We start from the raw sequence: 15,040 nt of genomic DNA on the forward strand, positions 1-15,040 counted from the left end.
TCTTACCGCACCTGTCAACCGCAGTTGCAATTACAACCGAACAAGGGAACGACAATGGGCCGTTCGATCAATCTGGAAGGCAAGGTCGCGCTGATCACCGGCGCTTCGAGCGGGTTGGGAAAGCGCTTTGCTCAGGTATTGTCGCAGGCGGGCGCCAAGGTCGTGCTGGCGAGCCGGCGCACCGAGCGGTTGAAGGAATTGCGCGCCGAGATCGAGGCGTCCGGCGGCGCGGCGCATGTGGTGTCGCTCGACGTGACCGATTACCAGAGCATCAAGTCGGCGGTCGCGCATGCGGAGACCGAGGCGGGCACCATCGACATTCTGGTGAACAACTCGGGCGTGTCGACCACGCAGAAGCTGTCGGAAGTCACGCCGGCCGACTTCGAGTACGTGTTCGACACCAACACGCGCGGCGCATTTTTCGTCGCGCAGGAAGTTGCCAAACGCATGATCATGCGCGGCAACAACGCGCAGAACCCGTCGTACCGGATCATCAACATCGCGTCGATGGCAGGCCTGCGTGTGCTGCCGCAGATCGGCTTGTACTCGATGAGCAAGGCGGCTGTCGTCCATATGACGAAAGCCATGGCGCTGGAGTGGGGCAAGCACGGCATCAACGTGAACGCGATCTGTCCGGGGTATATCGACACGGAGATCAATCACCACCACTGGTCGACCGAGCAGGGGCAGAAGCTGGTGTCGATGCTGCCGCGTCATCGCGTCGGCAAGCCGGACGATCTGGACGGGCTCCTGCTGCTGCTGGCGGCCGACGAGTCGCAGTTCATCAACGGCTCGGTGATCGCCGCCGACGACGGCTTTGGGCTCGCCTGATTTGAGTCCACTTTAACTTTAAGAAGCAGGCAGAACGGAAGTACGATGAGCGATTTTCACGCAGTCTTTGAGATGTCCATGCCGATCCGTTGGGGCGATATGGACGCATTCGGCCATGTCAACAACACGGTCTATTTCCGCTACATGGAGCAGGTGCGGATCTCCTGGTTCGAACAGATGGGCCTGGCGGGCAGCAATGCCGACGGGCAAGGCCCGGTGATCGTCAACGCGTCGATGGAGTTTCTCAAGCAACTGCATTATCCCGGCGACGTGATCGGCCGGATGACGGTGGCCACGCCTGGCCGCAGCAGCTTCGACACCGGCTTCGAGCTGGTGCGCGCCGACGATCCGAATACCGTCTATGCGCGCGGCGCCGCGCGCTGCGTGTGGATCGATTACGCGGCGGCGAAGTCGGTGCCGGTGCCCGATCTGCTGCGTGCGACGATCGAGCGCGCCGCGCTGGTCAAGGCGGCTTGATCAGCGTGTTCGATGAGGCCGTTAAGGCCGATAAGACGGCCAATAAAACGGGCCGCCCCACGCAAACCTCAATGCCCGAGCAAGCGCTGCAATAGCTCGGTCGCATTCCCCGTATCGTATTTACGCATCAGCCGCGCCCGGTAGACATCCACCGTGCGCGGGCTGATATCCAGCACGCGGCCGATCTGCTTGCTGGTTTTCCCCGTCACCAGTTGCGCGGCGATCTCCCGTTCGCGCGGCGTTAATTCGACCGCCACGCGTCGCGTCGCACTCAAATCTTCGAACGTCCACACGCCCGCCGCATGCGCGTCCGCGCGTTGCTGCGCGCGGCCCGTCACGTGGCACCAGAACAGTTCGCCGTTGGCGCGCTTCATGATGCGGTCGTCCGCGTAGCTGCCCTGCGCGGTCATGATCGGCGGAATACGCACGCCGATCCGCTCGAATTCGTCCGCCGATGGATACAGCACCTGAAACGACTGGCCGAGCAACGCCTCGCGAGGGCAGCCGAAAATCGACGCCAGTTCGCCATTACAGTCTTCGATCACCCGTTCGCGCGACAGCACGAGGCCGATCGGCGCGAGTTGAAAAGCGGTTTGATAATCCAGTGCGGGCATGAGTTGGCGGCAAGTACTTATGTATTTTTGCGTATTGTGCCGTATGGCGCGCCCAGCGTACTCTTTCGGGCACATGACAACGCGGTGCCAGCGTCCGCAATGGGTCTCTGCGCAATACACCGGCCAAGCCGGGCGCACGGCCTGCTACGGATGACTAGAATGACGTGTCGGGTGCGAGCCCGCAGAGCGTCATAACAGCCGCAACGAACCTGATTCGGGTTTCCATAAAGGAAGGGACATACTGATGAACAAGGTCTATCCAGGCGCCGCCGAGGCGCTGAAAGACATCGTCAAGGACGGGCAGACGTTTGCCGTCGGCGGCTTCGGGCTGTGCGGCATTCCGGAGGCGCTGATCGCGGCGCTGCGCGATTCAAAGGTGCAGGGCATCACCTGTATCAGCAACAACGCGGGCGTCGACGGTTTCGGCCTCGGTCTGCTGCTCGAAACGCGCCAGGTGAAGAAGATGATCTCGTCGTATGTGGGCGAGAACAAGGAGTTCGAGCGCCAGTATCTGGCCGGCGAACTCGAGCTCGAATTCACGCCGCAAGGCACGCTGGCTGAAAAGCTGCGCGCGGGCGGTTCGGGCATTCCGGCGTTCTTCACCAACACCGGCTACGGCACGCTGATCGCCGAAGGCAAGGAAACCCGCCAGTTCGGCGAAAACCACTACGTGCTCGAACACTCGCTGACCGCCGATGTCGCGCTCGTCAAGGCATGGAAGGCCGACAAGTCCGGCAACCTGATTTACCGCCGCACCGCGCGCAATTTCAACCCGATGTGCGCGATGGCCGGCAAGATCACGGTCGTGGAAGTCGAGGAGATCGTCGAGGTCGGCGAACTCGATCCTGACGCGATCCATACGCCCGGCATCTTCGTTCAACGCATTGTGCTCAATGCGACTCCGGAAAAACGCATCGAACAACGCGTCGTGCGCGCGAAAGGAGCCTGATCATGGCATGGACTCGTGACGAAATGGCCGCACGCGCGGCGAAGGAATTGCAGGACGGTTTCTATGTGAACCTCGGCATCGGCTTGCCGACGCTGGTGGCGAATCACGTGCCGGCGGGCGTCGAAGTCTGGCTGCAATCGGAAAACGGCCTGCTCGGCATTGGCCCGTCGCCGACCGAAGAGGAAGTGGACGCCGATCTGATCAACGCCGGCAAGCAGACGGTGACCACGTTGCCGGGCTCGTCGATTTTCTCGTCGGCGGATTCGTTCGCGATGATTCGCGGCGGCCACATCAACCTGGCGATTCTGGGCGCGATGCAGATCAGCAAGAAGGGCGATCTGGCGAACTGGATGATCCCGGGCAAGATGATCAAGGGCATGGGCGGCGCGATGGATCTGGTGGCGGGCGTCAAGCGCGTGGTCGTGCTGATGGAGCACGTCGCGAAGGGCGACCAGCACAAGATTCTCGACGAATGCACGCTGCCGCTGACCGGCGTGGGCGTGGTCGATCAGATCATCACCGACCTCGGCGTGATCGAGGTGACGGAAGCCGGGCTGAAGCTGACGGAACTGGCGCCTGGCGTGAGCATCGAGGAAATTCAGGCGAAGACCGGTGCGCCGCTCGATGTGAGCGCGGTGAGCTGAGAGGTGGGCTGGGCAGTACGTTGTGAAGCGTGCTGTAAAGCGCGGCGCCAGGCGGGTTGAGGTTTTCTTTTCTGACTCGGCGCGCCGCCGGTGCTCCGACCGGCCAGTGTGATTGCAAGGCGGGCGAGGCGTATGCCTCGCCCGCTTTTGTTTGTGCGCGGCGAGTCCGCGTCTGAGTTTGTCCTATGCCGTTTGGCCGATCCTTGTCGCATGGCAAAGCGGTTTACAATCCTTTGAAGATTGGATGCCTTATCGGCCCGTGCTGTGCCGGGCCGAATCCGCAGTGCTTTTGCAAGGAGCCCCGATGACCGCACCAACGTCCGCTTTCAACGTCGAGCCAGCCGTTCCGCGCCAACGTTACGTGCAGTGCGCCAGCCCCGCCGGGCTGCACCGCGTCGCGTACACCGAATGGGGCGATCCGGCCAATCCGCGCGTGCTGGTATGCGTGCATGGTTTGACGCGCTCGGGGCGTGACTTCGATCGTCTCGCGGCGCAATTCGCCAGCACTTACCGGGTGATCTGCCCTGACGTGGCGGGGCGGGGTTTGTCATCGTGGCTTGCCAACCCCAACTTCTATAGCGTGCCGCAGTACGTGGCCGACATGGTCACGCTGATCGCGCGCCTGAACGTCGAAACGGTCGACTGGTTCGGCACCTCGATGGGCGGCCTGATCGGCATGGCGCTCGCCGGTTTGCCCGACACGCCGATCCGCAAGCTGTTGCTGAACGACGTCGGTCCGCATCTCGAACCGGTGGCCGTGCAGCGTATCGGCGACTACCTCGGCAAGCCCGTGCGTTTCGACACGCTGCAACAGGGCGTCGACTACGCGGCATTGCTGGCGAAAACCTTCGGTCCGCTCACGCCGGACGAATGGCGCGAAATCAACACACCGCTGCTGCATGAAAAAGACGGCGCATGGCTCATGCGCTACGACCCGCGCGTCGCCGAGCCGTTTGCCGCAATCACCGAAGAGGCGGCCAAACTCGGTGAGGCCGTGCTATGGCGTTCGCTGGCGGCTTTCCAGGGGCCGGTGCTGGTGGTGCGCGGCGAGCAGTCGGATTTGTTGTCGCGTGAAACCGTCACGCAGATGACCGAGACTGGGGTCGCCGTGTCGAGCGTGGAAATCGCCGGTGTCGGGCATGCGCCGGCGTTTCTGTCGGGCGATCAGATCGACGTTGCACGGCAGTTCTTTATCGGGCCGGCAGCCGACGCGTCATAATATGCAGTTCCGCGCGGCGTTCGCTTAGGGCGTTATGCAAGGGCGTCATGCGGTAAGCATCTCCGATCAATTTTTAACCCAAATCAGGATTCTTCATGGCAGTCATTCGTCATCACGTCGGCAAGCGCCTCTCCGAAATCGCCGTGCATAACGGCACGGTGTACCTCGCAGGCCAGATCGCCGAAGACGCGGATCAGGACATCACGGGTCAGACGCGCGAGGTGCTCGGCCATATAGACCGTCTGCTGGGCGAGGCGAACAGCGACAAGTCGCAGTTGCTGTCGGTGCAGATCTATATCTCGGACATGGTGCACTTCGCCGGCATGAACGCCGTGTGGGACGAGTGGGTTGCACAAGGCGACACGCCGCCGCGCGCCACCGTCGAAGCCAGGCTCGCGAACCCGAAGTGCCTCGTCGAAATCGTCGTGGTCGCAGCGCAGCGCGACTGAGCCGCGCGCAGCCGTTGTTGTCGTTCACCTTCCGTTGATTCGTCCGGCCCGTTGGGCCGTCGCACCGTCGCACCATGAATACCGAAACCGTTACGAGCACGCCGAACCCCCTCCCGTCCTTTGACGAAGCGATGGCGTTCGTGCGCGAACATGCGGGCGAGGTACGGCTGTCCTCGGGCGAGTTGCTGGCGGATCACGCGGCGGGCACGGCGTCGATCATGCGCACGCTCAACGTCGATCCGCCGGCGGTGCTGGCGGCGGCGCTGTTTGCGTTGACGCCGCATCTGCAGGATCCGGAGCGCGTGATCGCCGACAACTTCGGCGAAGAAGTCGCGCAACTGGTCGGCGACGTGCGCAAGCTGCTGCGTCTCGGCACCGTCAGCTTGCGTGCCGCGCAAAACGCGATGCCCGAAGCCGGGCGGGACGCGCAGGCCGCACGCCGCGCCCAGGTCGAAGCGTTGCGCAAGATGCTGCTCGCGTTCGCGCAAGACATTCGCGTGGTGCTGATCCGGCTCGCATCGCGTCTGCAATCCATGCGCTATTACGCTGCGGCGAAGATCACGCCGTCGCCGGACGTAGCGCGCGAAACGCTCGACATTTACGCGCCGCTCGCCAATCGGCTCGGCATCTGGCAACTGAAGTGGGAGCTCGAAGATCTCGCGTTCCGCTTCGAGGAGCCGGTCACGTACAAGCGCATTGCCAAGCTGCTCGACGAGAAACGTGTCGAGCGTGAGGGCTATGTCGCGCAGGCTATCGGGCGCCTGCAACAGGAACTGGCCGCGGCGGATATCCGCGCCGAAGTCAGCGGCCGGCCGAAACACATTTACAGCATCTGGCGCAAGATGCGCGGCAAGGAGCTGGACTTTGCCGAGTTGTACGACGTGCGCGCGTTTCGCGTGATCGTGCCGGACATCAAAGATTGCTACACCGTGCTCGGCATCGTGCACAACCTGTGGCAACCGGTGCCGCGAGAGTTCGACGACTACATCTCGCGACCCAAGCCGAACGGCTACAAATCGCTGCACACGGTTGTAATCGGCGACGACGGCCGCGCGTTCGAAGTGCAGATCCGTACGCACGAAATGCATCAGTTCGCCGAATACGGCGTGGCGGCTCACTGGCGTTACAAGGAAGCGGGCACGCGCGGTTACGGCGGGCAATTCAGCGCCAATGAGAAGTACGACGAGAAGATCGCGTGGCTGCGGCAACTGCTCGCGTGGAAAGATGAAGTCTCGGAAGGCGAGCATGGCGAGAAGCGCGCGGCGCAGCCGTGGGAACAACTGCGCCAGGCCACGCTCGACGACGACCACATCTACGTGCTGACGCCGCAGGCGCGCGTGATTCCGCTGCCGCACGGCGCGACGCCCGTCGATTTCGCGTATCACCTGCATAGCGAGCTGGGGCATCGTTGTCGTGGCGCGCGCGTCGATGGCGCGATGGTGCCGCTCAACACGCCGTTGCAGAACGGCCAGACGATCGAGATCGTCGCGGTGAAGGAGGGCGGTCCGTCTCGCGACTGGCTCAACCCGCAGCTCGGCTATCTGCAAAGCCCGCGCGCGCGGCAGAAAGTGCGCGCGTGGTTCAACGCGGTCGAAGTGCAGGAGCACATCGCCAGCGGACGTGCGATGGTCGAAAAGACCTTGCAGCGCGAAGGCAAGACCTCGGTCAACCTCGATCAGCTTGCGGCCAAGCTGGGCTTCAAGACGACCGACGATCTGTTCTCGGTGGTGGGCAAGGAAGAGTTCAGTCTGCGGCTCGTCGAGCAGGCGTTGCACGACGCACCGCCGCCCGAGCCCATGGTCGAGGCACCTGAGCAATTCGAAAAGCGCAGCAGCGGTGCGAGCGTCGCGCGCGGCGCGTCCACCGGTGTGCTGGTGGTCGGTGTCGACGCGTTGCTGACGCAGCTCGCGCGTTGCTGCCGGCCCGCACCGCCGGACGATATCAGCGGTTTCGTCACGCGCGGTAAAGGCATGTCGATTCACCGCAGCGATTGCCCGACGTTCCTGCGCATGGCGGATCGCGCGCCTGAGCGCGTGTTGCAAACCGCATGGTCGGCGGACGTGATGAGCGGTCGCGGCCAGTCGGTCTATCCGGTCGACCTCAGCATCGAGGCGACGGACCGGCAGGGTTTGCTGCGCGACATCTCCGAAGTTTTCGCGCGCGAGAAAGTGAATGTGATCGGTGTGAAGACGCAATCGCGCCGCAATACCGCGTTCATGCAATTTACCGTCGAGGTGTCGAACTCCGCGCAGATTCAGCGCGCGTGCACGGTGCTCGGCGAAGTGACGGGTGTGGTGCGCGCTTCGCGCAAGAGTTGATGCGTGAGCGGTGGTCTGTGTGTGTCGCCGTCTCTGCAGAGGCCTCGGCTTCACACGCTCGTGCAGTTGGGTAGAAATTTAAAGTCGGTGCATAAAAGTACTTGCCAAGCAGTGTGGCGCTCCATATAATCTCGTTTCTTCAGGCTCGTAGCTCAGCTGGTTAGAGCACCACCTTGACATGGTGGGGGTCGTTGGTTCGAGTCCAATCGAGCCTACCAACGAAAGAGAAATTCCGGTTTTGCCGGGGTTTCGCAAACTGCAGTAAGCGCCTTTGGCGCAAAAGGCGAATACGGTTATGACACCGCGAACGTTGACCGAAACTACTTCGGAGCGACGCTAGTCGAGGACCACTTTCGCCAATGTAGTTTGCAGGAAATGTGAATGCGGCCCCTCGAAAGCGGGGCCGCATTTTTTTTGGCTTTTTAGACCTGGTTGTATGTGCCACCGCCGGTCGGCACCACGGAGAACACAATGGTTTCGATACGTCTGCCTGACGGTTCTGTTCGACAGTACGAGCATCCGGTGACCGTCGCCGAAGTGGCCGCCTCGATCGGCCCCGGCCTCGCGAAGGCTGCGCTCGGCGGCAAGATCGACGGTGAACTGGTTGATACGTCCGCGCTGATCGATCACGACGTGGCGCTCGCCATCGTCACCGAAAAAGACGCCGACGGTCTCGACATCATTCGTCACTCCACGGCGCACCTGCTCGCGTACGCGGTGAAGGATCTGTTCCCGGAAGCGCAGGTCACGATCGGCCCGGTGATCGACAACGGTTTCTACTACGACTTCGCGTACAGCCGCCCCTTCACGCCGGAAGATCTGGAAAAGATCGAGAAGCGCATGCAGGAACTCGCCAAGAAAGACGAGCCGGTTTCGCGCCGCGTGGTGTCGCGTGAAGAAGCAGTGGACTACTTCAAGAGCATCGGCGAAAAGTACAAGGCCGAGATCATCGAATCGATTCCGTCCAGCGACGATATCAAGCTGTACTCGCATGGCGGCTTTACCGATCTGTGCCGTGGCCCGCACGTGCCGTCCACTGGCAAGTTGAAAGTCTTCAAGCTGATGAAGGTGGCGGGCGCCTACTGGCGTGGCGATTCGAAGAACGAGCAATTGCAGCGCATCTACGGTACGGCCTGGACCAAAAAAGAAGACCAGGAAGCGTATCTGCACATGCTCGAAGAGGCCGAAAAACGCGACCACCGCAAACTCGGCAAGCAACTCGATCTGTTCCATATGCAGGACGAGTCGCCGGGCATGGTGTTCTGGCATCCGCGCGGCTGGACGCTGTGGCAGCAGGTCGAGCAGTACATGCGTCGTCGCGTGAACGACGCCGGGTACCTCGAAATCAAGACGCCGATGATCATGGACCGCTCGCTGTGGGAAGCGTCGGGCCACTGGCAGAACTATCGTGAAAACATGTTCACGACGGAATCGGAAAAGCGCGACTACGCGATCAAGCCGATGAACTGCCCGGGTCACGTGCAGGTGTTCAACCACGGCTTGCGTTCGTACCGCGATCTGCCGCTGCGTTACGCGGAGTTTGGTTCGTGCCACCGCAATGAATCGTCGGGCGCGTTGCATGGCCTGATGCGAGTGCGTGGTTTCGTGCAGGACGACGCACATATTTTCTGTACCGAAGACCAGTTCATCAGCGAATCGATCGCCTTCAACACGCTGGCCATGAGCGTGTACAAGGACTTCGGCTTCGACAAGGTCGAGATCAAGTTGTCGCTGCGTCCGGACGCACGTGCCGGCACGGACGAGACGTGGGATCGCGCGGAGCAGGGTCTGCGCGAAGCGCTGACCGCGTGCGGCGTGACGTGGGAAGAGTTGCCGGGCGAGGGCGCGTTCTACGGTCCGAAGGTCGAATATCACATCAAGGATGCACTCGGCCGCTCGTGGCAATGCGGTACGCTGCAGCTCGATATGGTGTTGCCGGAGCGCCTCGGCGCAGAATACGTCGCGGAAGACAATGGCCGCCGCCGGCCGATCATGCTGCACCGGGCAATCGTCGGATCAATGGAGCGGTTCTTGGGCATTCTGATCGAGCACCACGCTGGTGCAATGCCGTCCTGGCTCGCGCCCATGCAGGTTGTGGTGATGAATATCGCGGAAAATCAGACCGAATATGCACGCTCGCTAGCCCAATCGTTGCAAAAACAAGGGGTTAGAGTAGAGGCCGATTTGCGCAACGAGAAGATTAGCTATAAAATACGCGAGCACACGCTGGAAAAGGTCCCGTACCTGCTTGTGGTCGGCGACAAAGAGCGTGAAGCCCAAACGGTAGCCGTGCGTGCCCGTGGTGGTGTCGATCTGGGCGTTATGCCTCTCGATACCTTCATTGAGCGTCTGCGCCATGACGTGCAGTCGTTCAACTGAGCCACTTGGCAGCCCGGCTCGTTTTTTTAAATTTTAGAGGAAACGTAACATCGCTACTGATAAGTCTGCGCACCGCATCAACGGTGAAATTACGGCACCCGAGGTGCGTCTGGTCGGAGTCGAGAACGAACCGCTCGGCATCGTGAAGCTCGCTGATGCGTTCCGCATGTCGGAACAGCAGGATGTCGATCTGGTTGAAATCGCCCCGCAAGCGGTACCGCCAGTTTGCCGCTTGATGGACTACGGCAAGTTCAAGTACTCGGAAGCGAAGAAGCAGCACGAGGCCAAGCTCAAGCAGAAGATTGTCCAGGTCAAGGAAGTTAAATTCCGTCCGGGCACTGATGACGGTGACTACAACGTCAAGCTGCGTAACCTCATTCGCTTCCTCGACGACGGCGACAAGACGAAAATCACGTTGCGTTTCCGTGGCCGCGAAATGGCTCACCAGGAAATCGGTATGCGCGTCCTTGAGCGCCTGCGCACGGACCTCGACGAAGTCGGTCAGGTCGAGCAGATGCCCAAAATGGAAGGACGCCAGATGATCATGGTGATCGCTCCGAAGAAAAAGAAGTAAACCGCTGGAGCGGCGGCGTGCCGTGTGGCGCGCGCTCTGGTGGTGAGAGATTGAATGATGCTGTGCCGGGTGTCCGGTGTGGTATCTGCAGGTTTCGGAACGGCGCAGAACTACGCGCCGATTCCTGAAAAGCGGCCGTCGGTTGTATTGGCGGTCTGCATACCAAGTGGAATGGGTTTCGAAGGGCGGGTGATGGCTTCTGGCCGACCGCACACCCATATCCATCTAATAATGGAGTTGTCATGCCGAAGATGAAGACCAAGAAGAGTGCTGCAAAGCGCTTCGTGGTGCGTCCGGGCGGTACCGTCAAGCGCGGTCAGGCCTTCAAGCGCCACATTCTTACCAAGAAGACCACCAAGAACAAACGCCACTTGCGCGGTTCGACGGCAGTTCATGATGCAGATATGAACTCCGTGCGCGCAATGCTGCCGTTCGCTTAACCCTTAACCGAAACTCATAGGAGCAAGATATGCCTCGAGTAAAACGTGGGGTTACCGCACGGGCCCGTCACAAGAAGATCATCAAGCTGGCCAAGGGTTACCGCGGCCGTCGCAATAACGTCTATCGCATCGCCAAGCAGGCGGTCATGCGCGCAGGCCAATACGCCTATCGCGATCGCCGCAACAAGAAGCGTGTGTTCCGTGCATTGTGGATCACGCGTATCAACGCGGCGGTGCGTCAGCACGACATGACGTACAGCGTGTTCATCAACGGCCTGAAGAAGGCTTCGATCGAACTCGACCGCAAGGTGCTGGCCGACATGGCTGTGTTTGACAAGGCTGCTTTTGCTGCGATCGTTCAGCAGGTGAAAGCCGCCGTTGCAGCCTGATTGCGCTTCTGGCAATTAATACTGCGTGGTTCGTTGTAGCGAACATCCGGTAGTCTCGGTGACGCTGCAGCAAAAACGGGGCTCCTCACCGAGCCCCGTTTTTGTTGGTAGAACCAGTTTTGCTTCGATTGAACACTGACGTTGAAATGATGGGATCAATGGATCTGGACCAGATTGTCGCCGACGCGCAAAAAGCCTTCGCAGAAGCCTCCGACGTCACCACCCTCGAGAACGAGAAAGCGCGCTTTCTTGGTAAATCGGGTGCGCTGACCGAGCTATTGAAGGGCCTTGGCAAACTCGATCCCGAAACGCGCAAGACCGAAGGCGCACGGATCAACCTCGTCAAGCAACAAGTGGAAGCCGCATTGACGGCCCGCCGTCAGGCATTGGCCGACGCGTTGCTGAATCAGCGCCTCGCCGCTGAAGCCATCGACGTCACGTTGCCCGGTCGCGGCACCGGCGCAGGCAGCCTGCACCCGGTGATGCGCACGTGGGAGCGCGTCGAACAGATTTTCCGGTCGATCGGATTCGACGTGGCCGACGGCCCCGAAATCGAAACCGACTGGTACAACTTCACCTCGCTGAACAGCCCGGAAAACCATCCGGCGCGTTCCATGCAGGACACCTTCTACGTCGACGGCAAAGATGCCGACGGCCGTCAACTGCTGCTGCGCACCCATACCAGCCCGATGCAGGTGCGTTACGCGCGCACCAACACGCCGCCGATCAAGGTGATCGTGCCGGGCCGCACGTATCGCGTGGACAGCGACGCGACCCATTCGCCGATGTTCAACCAGGTCGAAGGTCTGTGGATCGACGAGAACATCAGCTTCGCGGACCTGAAGGGCGTCTACACCGACTTCCTGAAGAAATTCTTCGAGCGCGACGACATTCTCGTGCGCTTCCGTCCGTCGTATTTTCCGTTCACCGAACCGTCGGCTGAAATCGACATGCTGTTCGAAACGGGCAAGAACGCCGGCAAGTGGCTCGAAATTTCGGGCTCCGGCCAGGTGCATCCCACGGTGATTCGCAACATGGGTCTCGACCCGGAGCGCCATATCGGCTTCGCGTTCGGCAGTGGCCTCGAACGGCTCACCATGTTGCGCTACGGCGTGCAAGACCTGCGTCTGTTCTTCGAAAACGACCTGCGTTTCCTGCGTCAATTCGCCTGAACCGCGCGGTCGAACGCGACAAGCATAGAGCGCGAATGGCATGCAAGGCGTGCCGTTCGCAGCGTCCCCGGCAGAGTCCAGAGAAGCACCAGGGCAACATTGCCGGACGTGGACCTAACCTGATCAGAACGTACACAGAACCATGCAATTCCCGGAATCCTGGCTGAGAACCTTTGTCGATCCGCAACTGACGACCGACCAACTGTCGCACGCGTTGACAATGGCCGGTCTCGAAGTTGAAGACCTGCGGCCGGCTGCGCCGCCGACCTCGAAGATCGTTGTCGGCCAGGTGCTGGAAGTCGTCAAGCACCCGGACGCGGACAAGCTCAACGTGTGTCAGGTCGACGCCGGCACGGGCGCGACGCTGAACATCGTGTGCGGCGCGCCGAACGTGGCGCCGGGCATCAAGGTGCCGGTCGCGTTGGTGGGCGCGCAATTGCCGCCGGCCGAAGAGGGCGCCGCGCCGTTCGCGATCAAGCTCTCCAAGCTGCGCGGCGTGGAAAGCCAGGGCATGCTCTGCTCGGCGCGCGAACTGAAGCTGTCGGAAGATCATAGCGGCCTGATGATCCTGCCGGAAGATACGCCGATCGGCCAGGACATCCGCGAAACGCTCAATCTTGACGACACGATTTTCGAAATCAAGCTGACGCCGAACAAAGCCGATTGTCTGTCGGTGTTCGGCGTAGCGCGCGAAACGTCGGCGATCACCGGTGCATCGTTGCGCCCGCTCGAGATCAAGCCGGCGCAAGTCACGCTCGACGAAACGCTGCCCGTCAAAATCTCGGCACCGGATCTGTGCGGCCGCTTCTCGGGTCGCGTGATTCGCGGCGTGAATGCACGCGCGAAGTCACCGCAATGGATGATTCAGCGTCTCGAACGTTCGGGTCAACGCAGCATCTCCGCGCTGGTCGATATCTCGAACTACGTGATGCTCGAACTGGGCCGTCCGTCGCACGTGTTCGATCTGGACAAGATCCACGGCGGCATGGACGTGCGCTGGGGCCGCAAGGGCGAAACGCTCAAGCTGCTGAACGGCAACACGGTCGAGCTCGACGACACCGTCGGTGTGATCGCGGACGAGCAGCACATTGAAAGTCTCGCCGGCATCATGGGCGGCGACAGCACGGCGGTCACGCTCGACACCACGAACATCTATCTGGAAGCCGCGTTCTGGTGGCCGGATAGCATTCGCGGCCGCTCGCGCAAGTACAACTTCTCGACCGATGCGGGCCATCGCTTCGAACGCGGCGTCGACTACGCGACCACGGTCGAGCACATCGAACGCATCACGCAACTGATTCTCGACATCTGCGGCGGCGCGGCCGGTCCGGTCGACGACCAGATCGTCAACGTGCCGAAGCGCGAGCCGGTGAAGATGCGTGTGTCGCGTGCGAACCGCATCATCGGCATCAAGATCGACGCGGATGAAATCGCGCAAATCTTCACGCGTCTCGGCCTCACGTTCGAGCGCAGCGACGACGCGTTCTCGGTGATGCCGCCGTCGTACCGCTTCGACATTGAAATCGAAGAAGACCTGATCGAAGAAGTCGCGCGGATCTACGGCTTCGAAAAGATCCCCGCGCGTCCGCCGGTTGCAACCAGCGAAATGCTCGCGACCAACGAAACCCAGCGTTCGATCCACGTGATCCGCCATGCACTCGCCGCGCGCGATTACGCGGAAACGGTGAACTTCAGTTTCGTCGACGCTGAGTGGGAACAGGACTTCGCGGGCAACGACAAGCCGGTGCGTTTGCTCAATCCGATTGCAAGCCAGTTGTCGGTCATGCGTACCACGCTGTTCGGGAGCCTGATCCACGTGCTGCGCACGAACCTGAATCGCCGCGCCGCGGATCGCGTGCGCGTGTTCGAAGCCGGTCGCGTGTTCCTGCATGATCCGTCGATCAAGGCCGGCGAACTCACCGTGGAAGGTTTCGCGCAGCCGAAGATGATCGGCGCGCTCGCCTACGGCCCGGCGCTCGACGAGCAGTGGGGCGCGTCCACCCGCACGGTCGACTACTTCGACGTGAAGGGCGATCTCGAAGCCTTGCTGGCGCCGGCAGTGGCACGTTTCGTGAAAGCGGAACATCCGGCGCTGCATCCGGGACGCAGCGCGCGTATCGAAGTGAATGGCCGCGCAGTCGGCTGGATTGGCGAATTGCATCCGCGCTGGATGCAGAAATATGATTTGCCGCATGCGCCGATTCTGTTTGAAATCGAATCGGAAGCATTAATGCAGCGGGTATTGCCCATTCCTGCAGACGTGTCTAAATTCCCGCCGGTGCGTCGTGATATTGCGGTGGTCGTCGATCAGAAAATCGAGGTTCAGGCGCTGTTGGACGAGCTGCAGAAGGCGCAATCCGAACCCGCTTGCAAGAGCGTTCAGAAGGTTACGCTTTTCGACGAATTCCGTCCAAAATCAAACACTTCCGGCGGTCTGGCCGCTCATGAGAAAAGCCTTGCGTTCCGTGTGACCTTGCAAGATACTGGCGGAACCCTTCAGGATGAGACGGTCGATCTGGCCATTCAAACTCTAGTGGAACGTCTGGCTCGAGTATATGGCGCACGGTTGCGCGGATAACCCGCAT

General features: G+C 61.1%; 14 protein-coding genes and 1 tRNA gene. 14 read left to right on the top strand and 1 reads right to left on the bottom strand.

Annotation, left to right across the window (positions count from 1 at the left end; genetic code table 11):
- The first annotated feature begins 54 nt into the window (after nucleotides 1–54).
- The gene (locus tag HWY05_RS22095) at nucleotides 55–831 is read left to right on the top strand and encodes an SDR family oxidoreductase (protein WP_035546940.1); all 777 of its coding nucleotides are present in this window, start codon (nucleotides 55–57) and stop codon (nucleotides 829–831) included.
- 45 nt (nucleotides 832–876) lie between these two features.
- Nucleotides 877–1,308, top strand: a complete 432-nt coding sequence (locus HWY05_RS22100) for a thioesterase family protein (protein ID WP_035546938.1) — start codon at nucleotides 877–879, stop codon at nucleotides 1,306–1,308.
- A 68-nt stretch (nucleotides 1,309–1,376) separates the two neighbouring features.
- On the opposite strand, the gene HWY05_RS22105 is transcribed toward HWY05_RS22100, so the two are convergent.
- Complete coding sequence (locus HWY05_RS22105) at nucleotides 1,377–1,922, bottom strand: LuxR C-terminal-related transcriptional regulator (RefSeq protein ID WP_176059640.1); 546 nt, start codon at nucleotides 1,920–1,922, stop codon at nucleotides 1,377–1,379.
- A 244-nt stretch (nucleotides 1,923–2,166) separates the two neighbouring features.
- Here HWY05_RS22105 and HWY05_RS22110 point away from each other — a divergent pair, with 244 nt between their 5' ends.
- The 12 genes from HWY05_RS22110 to pheT all read left to right on the top strand — a co-directional run bounded on the left by HWY05_RS22110 (nucleotide 2,167) and on the right by pheT (nucleotide 15,033).
- Nucleotides 2,167–2,871 carry a CoA transferase subunit A gene (locus tag HWY05_RS22110; protein ID WP_035546934.1) on the top strand — a complete coding sequence of 235 codons (705 nt, stop codon included), beginning with the start codon at nucleotides 2,167–2,169 and terminating at the stop codon, nucleotides 2,869–2,871.
- Nucleotides 2,872–2,873: 2 nt separating this feature from the next.
- A complete protein-coding gene (locus tag HWY05_RS22115) occupies nucleotides 2,874–3,515 on the top strand; it encodes a CoA transferase subunit B (RefSeq protein WP_035546932.1) in 642 nt (213 codons plus the stop codon).
- Between the two features lie 304 nt (nucleotides 3,516–3,819).
- Nucleotides 3,820–4,734, top strand: a complete 915-nt coding sequence (locus tag HWY05_RS22120; RefSeq protein WP_035546929.1) for an alpha/beta hydrolase — start codon at nucleotides 3,820–3,822, stop codon at nucleotides 4,732–4,734.
- A 95-nt stretch (nucleotides 4,735–4,829) separates the two neighbouring features.
- The gene (locus HWY05_RS22125) at nucleotides 4,830–5,183 is read left to right on the top strand and encodes a RidA family protein (protein WP_035546926.1); all 354 of its coding nucleotides are present in this window, start codon (nucleotides 4,830–4,832) and stop codon (nucleotides 5,181–5,183) included.
- Nucleotides 5,184–5,257: 74 nt separating this feature from the next.
- Nucleotides 5,258–7,501: a bifunctional (p)ppGpp synthetase/guanosine-3',5'-bis(diphosphate) 3'-pyrophosphohydrolase gene (locus HWY05_RS22130; protein ID WP_035546923.1), complete on the top strand. Its 2,244-nt coding sequence runs from the start codon at nucleotides 5,258–5,260 to the stop codon at nucleotides 7,499–7,501.
- 141 nt (nucleotides 7,502–7,642) lie between these two features.
- Nucleotides 7,643–7,719: transfer RNA gene (locus HWY05_RS22135), tRNA-Val, on the top strand.
- A gap of 253 nt (nucleotides 7,720–7,972) precedes the next feature.
- A complete protein-coding gene (gene thrS / locus HWY05_RS22140; RefSeq protein ID WP_176059641.1) occupies nucleotides 7,973–9,880 on the top strand; it encodes a threonine--tRNA ligase in 1,908 nt (635 codons plus the stop codon).
- A 49-nt stretch (nucleotides 9,881–9,929) separates the two neighbouring features.
- Entirely contained in the window at nucleotides 9,930–10,454 is a 525-nt protein-coding gene (gene infC, locus HWY05_RS22145) for a translation initiation factor IF-3 (protein ID WP_081935657.1), read from the top strand.
- Between the two features lie 242 nt (nucleotides 10,455–10,696).
- The gene (gene rpmI, locus HWY05_RS22150; protein WP_012433738.1) at nucleotides 10,697–10,894 is read left to right on the top strand and encodes a 50S ribosomal protein L35; all 198 of its coding nucleotides are present in this window, start codon (nucleotides 10,697–10,699) and stop codon (nucleotides 10,892–10,894) included.
- Between the two features lie 29 nt (nucleotides 10,895–10,923).
- A complete protein-coding gene (gene rplT, locus HWY05_RS22155; protein WP_006052502.1) occupies nucleotides 10,924–11,283 on the top strand; it encodes a 50S ribosomal protein L20 in 360 nt (119 codons plus the stop codon).
- A 158-nt stretch (nucleotides 11,284–11,441) separates the two neighbouring features.
- Nucleotides 11,442–12,455, top strand: coding sequence for a phenylalanine--tRNA ligase subunit alpha (pheS, locus tag HWY05_RS22160; protein WP_176059642.1), 1,014 nt, complete (start codon nucleotides 11,442–11,444; stop codon nucleotides 12,453–12,455).
- A gap of 142 nt (nucleotides 12,456–12,597) precedes the next feature.
- A complete protein-coding gene (pheT, locus tag HWY05_RS22165) occupies nucleotides 12,598–15,033 on the top strand; it encodes a phenylalanine--tRNA ligase subunit beta (protein WP_176059643.1) in 2,436 nt (811 codons plus the stop codon).
- The last annotated feature ends 7 nt before the right edge of the window (nucleotides 15,034–15,040 follow it).

This window comes from Paraburkholderia sp. BCC1876 (assembly GCF_902833695.1).
Taxonomy (GTDB): domain Bacteria; phylum Pseudomonadota; class Gammaproteobacteria; order Burkholderiales; family Burkholderiaceae; genus Paraburkholderia.

What these genes read in the sequence shown, in the direction of transcription:
- HWY05_RS22115 (WP_035546932.1), top strand. Translation starts at nt 2,874, where the DNA reads ATGGCATGGACTCGTGACGAAATGGCCGCACGCGCGGCGAAGGAATTG.
- pheS (WP_176059642.1), top strand. Translation starts at nt 11,442, where the DNA reads ATGGATCTGGACCAGATTGTCGCCGACGCGCAAAAAGCCTTCGCAGAA.
- thrS (WP_176059641.1), top strand. Translation starts at nt 7,973, where the DNA reads ATGGTTTCGATACGTCTGCCTGACGGTTCTGTTCGACAGTACGAGCAT.
- HWY05_RS22125 (WP_035546926.1), top strand. Translation starts at nt 4,830, where the DNA reads ATGGCAGTCATTCGTCATCACGTCGGCAAGCGCCTCTCCGAAATCGCC.
- HWY05_RS22130 (WP_035546923.1), top strand. Translation starts at nt 5,258, where the DNA reads ATGAATACCGAAACCGTTACGAGCACGCCGAACCCCCTCCCGTCCTTT.
- HWY05_RS22100 (WP_035546938.1), top strand. Translation starts at nt 877, where the DNA reads ATGAGCGATTTTCACGCAGTCTTTGAGATGTCCATGCCGATCCGTTGG.
- HWY05_RS22110 (WP_035546934.1), top strand. Translation starts at nt 2,167, where the DNA reads ATGAACAAGGTCTATCCAGGCGCCGCCGAGGCGCTGAAAGACATCGTC.
- rplT (WP_006052502.1), top strand. Translation starts at nt 10,924, where the DNA reads ATGCCTCGAGTAAAACGTGGGGTTACCGCACGGGCCCGTCACAAGAAG.
- pheT (WP_176059643.1), top strand. Translation starts at nt 12,598, where the DNA reads ATGCAATTCCCGGAATCCTGGCTGAGAACCTTTGTCGATCCGCAACTG.
- HWY05_RS22095 (WP_035546940.1), top strand. Translation starts at nt 55, where the DNA reads ATGGGCCGTTCGATCAATCTGGAAGGCAAGGTCGCGCTGATCACCGGC.
- HWY05_RS22120 (WP_035546929.1), top strand. Translation starts at nt 3,820, where the DNA reads ATGACCGCACCAACGTCCGCTTTCAACGTCGAGCCAGCCGTTCCGCGC.
- HWY05_RS22105 (WP_176059640.1), bottom strand. Translation starts at nt 1,922, where the DNA reads ATGCCCGCACTGGATTATCAAACCGCTTTTCAACTCGCGCCGATCGGC.
- rpmI (WP_012433738.1), top strand. Translation starts at nt 10,697, where the DNA reads ATGCCGAAGATGAAGACCAAGAAGAGTGCTGCAAAGCGCTTCGTGGTG.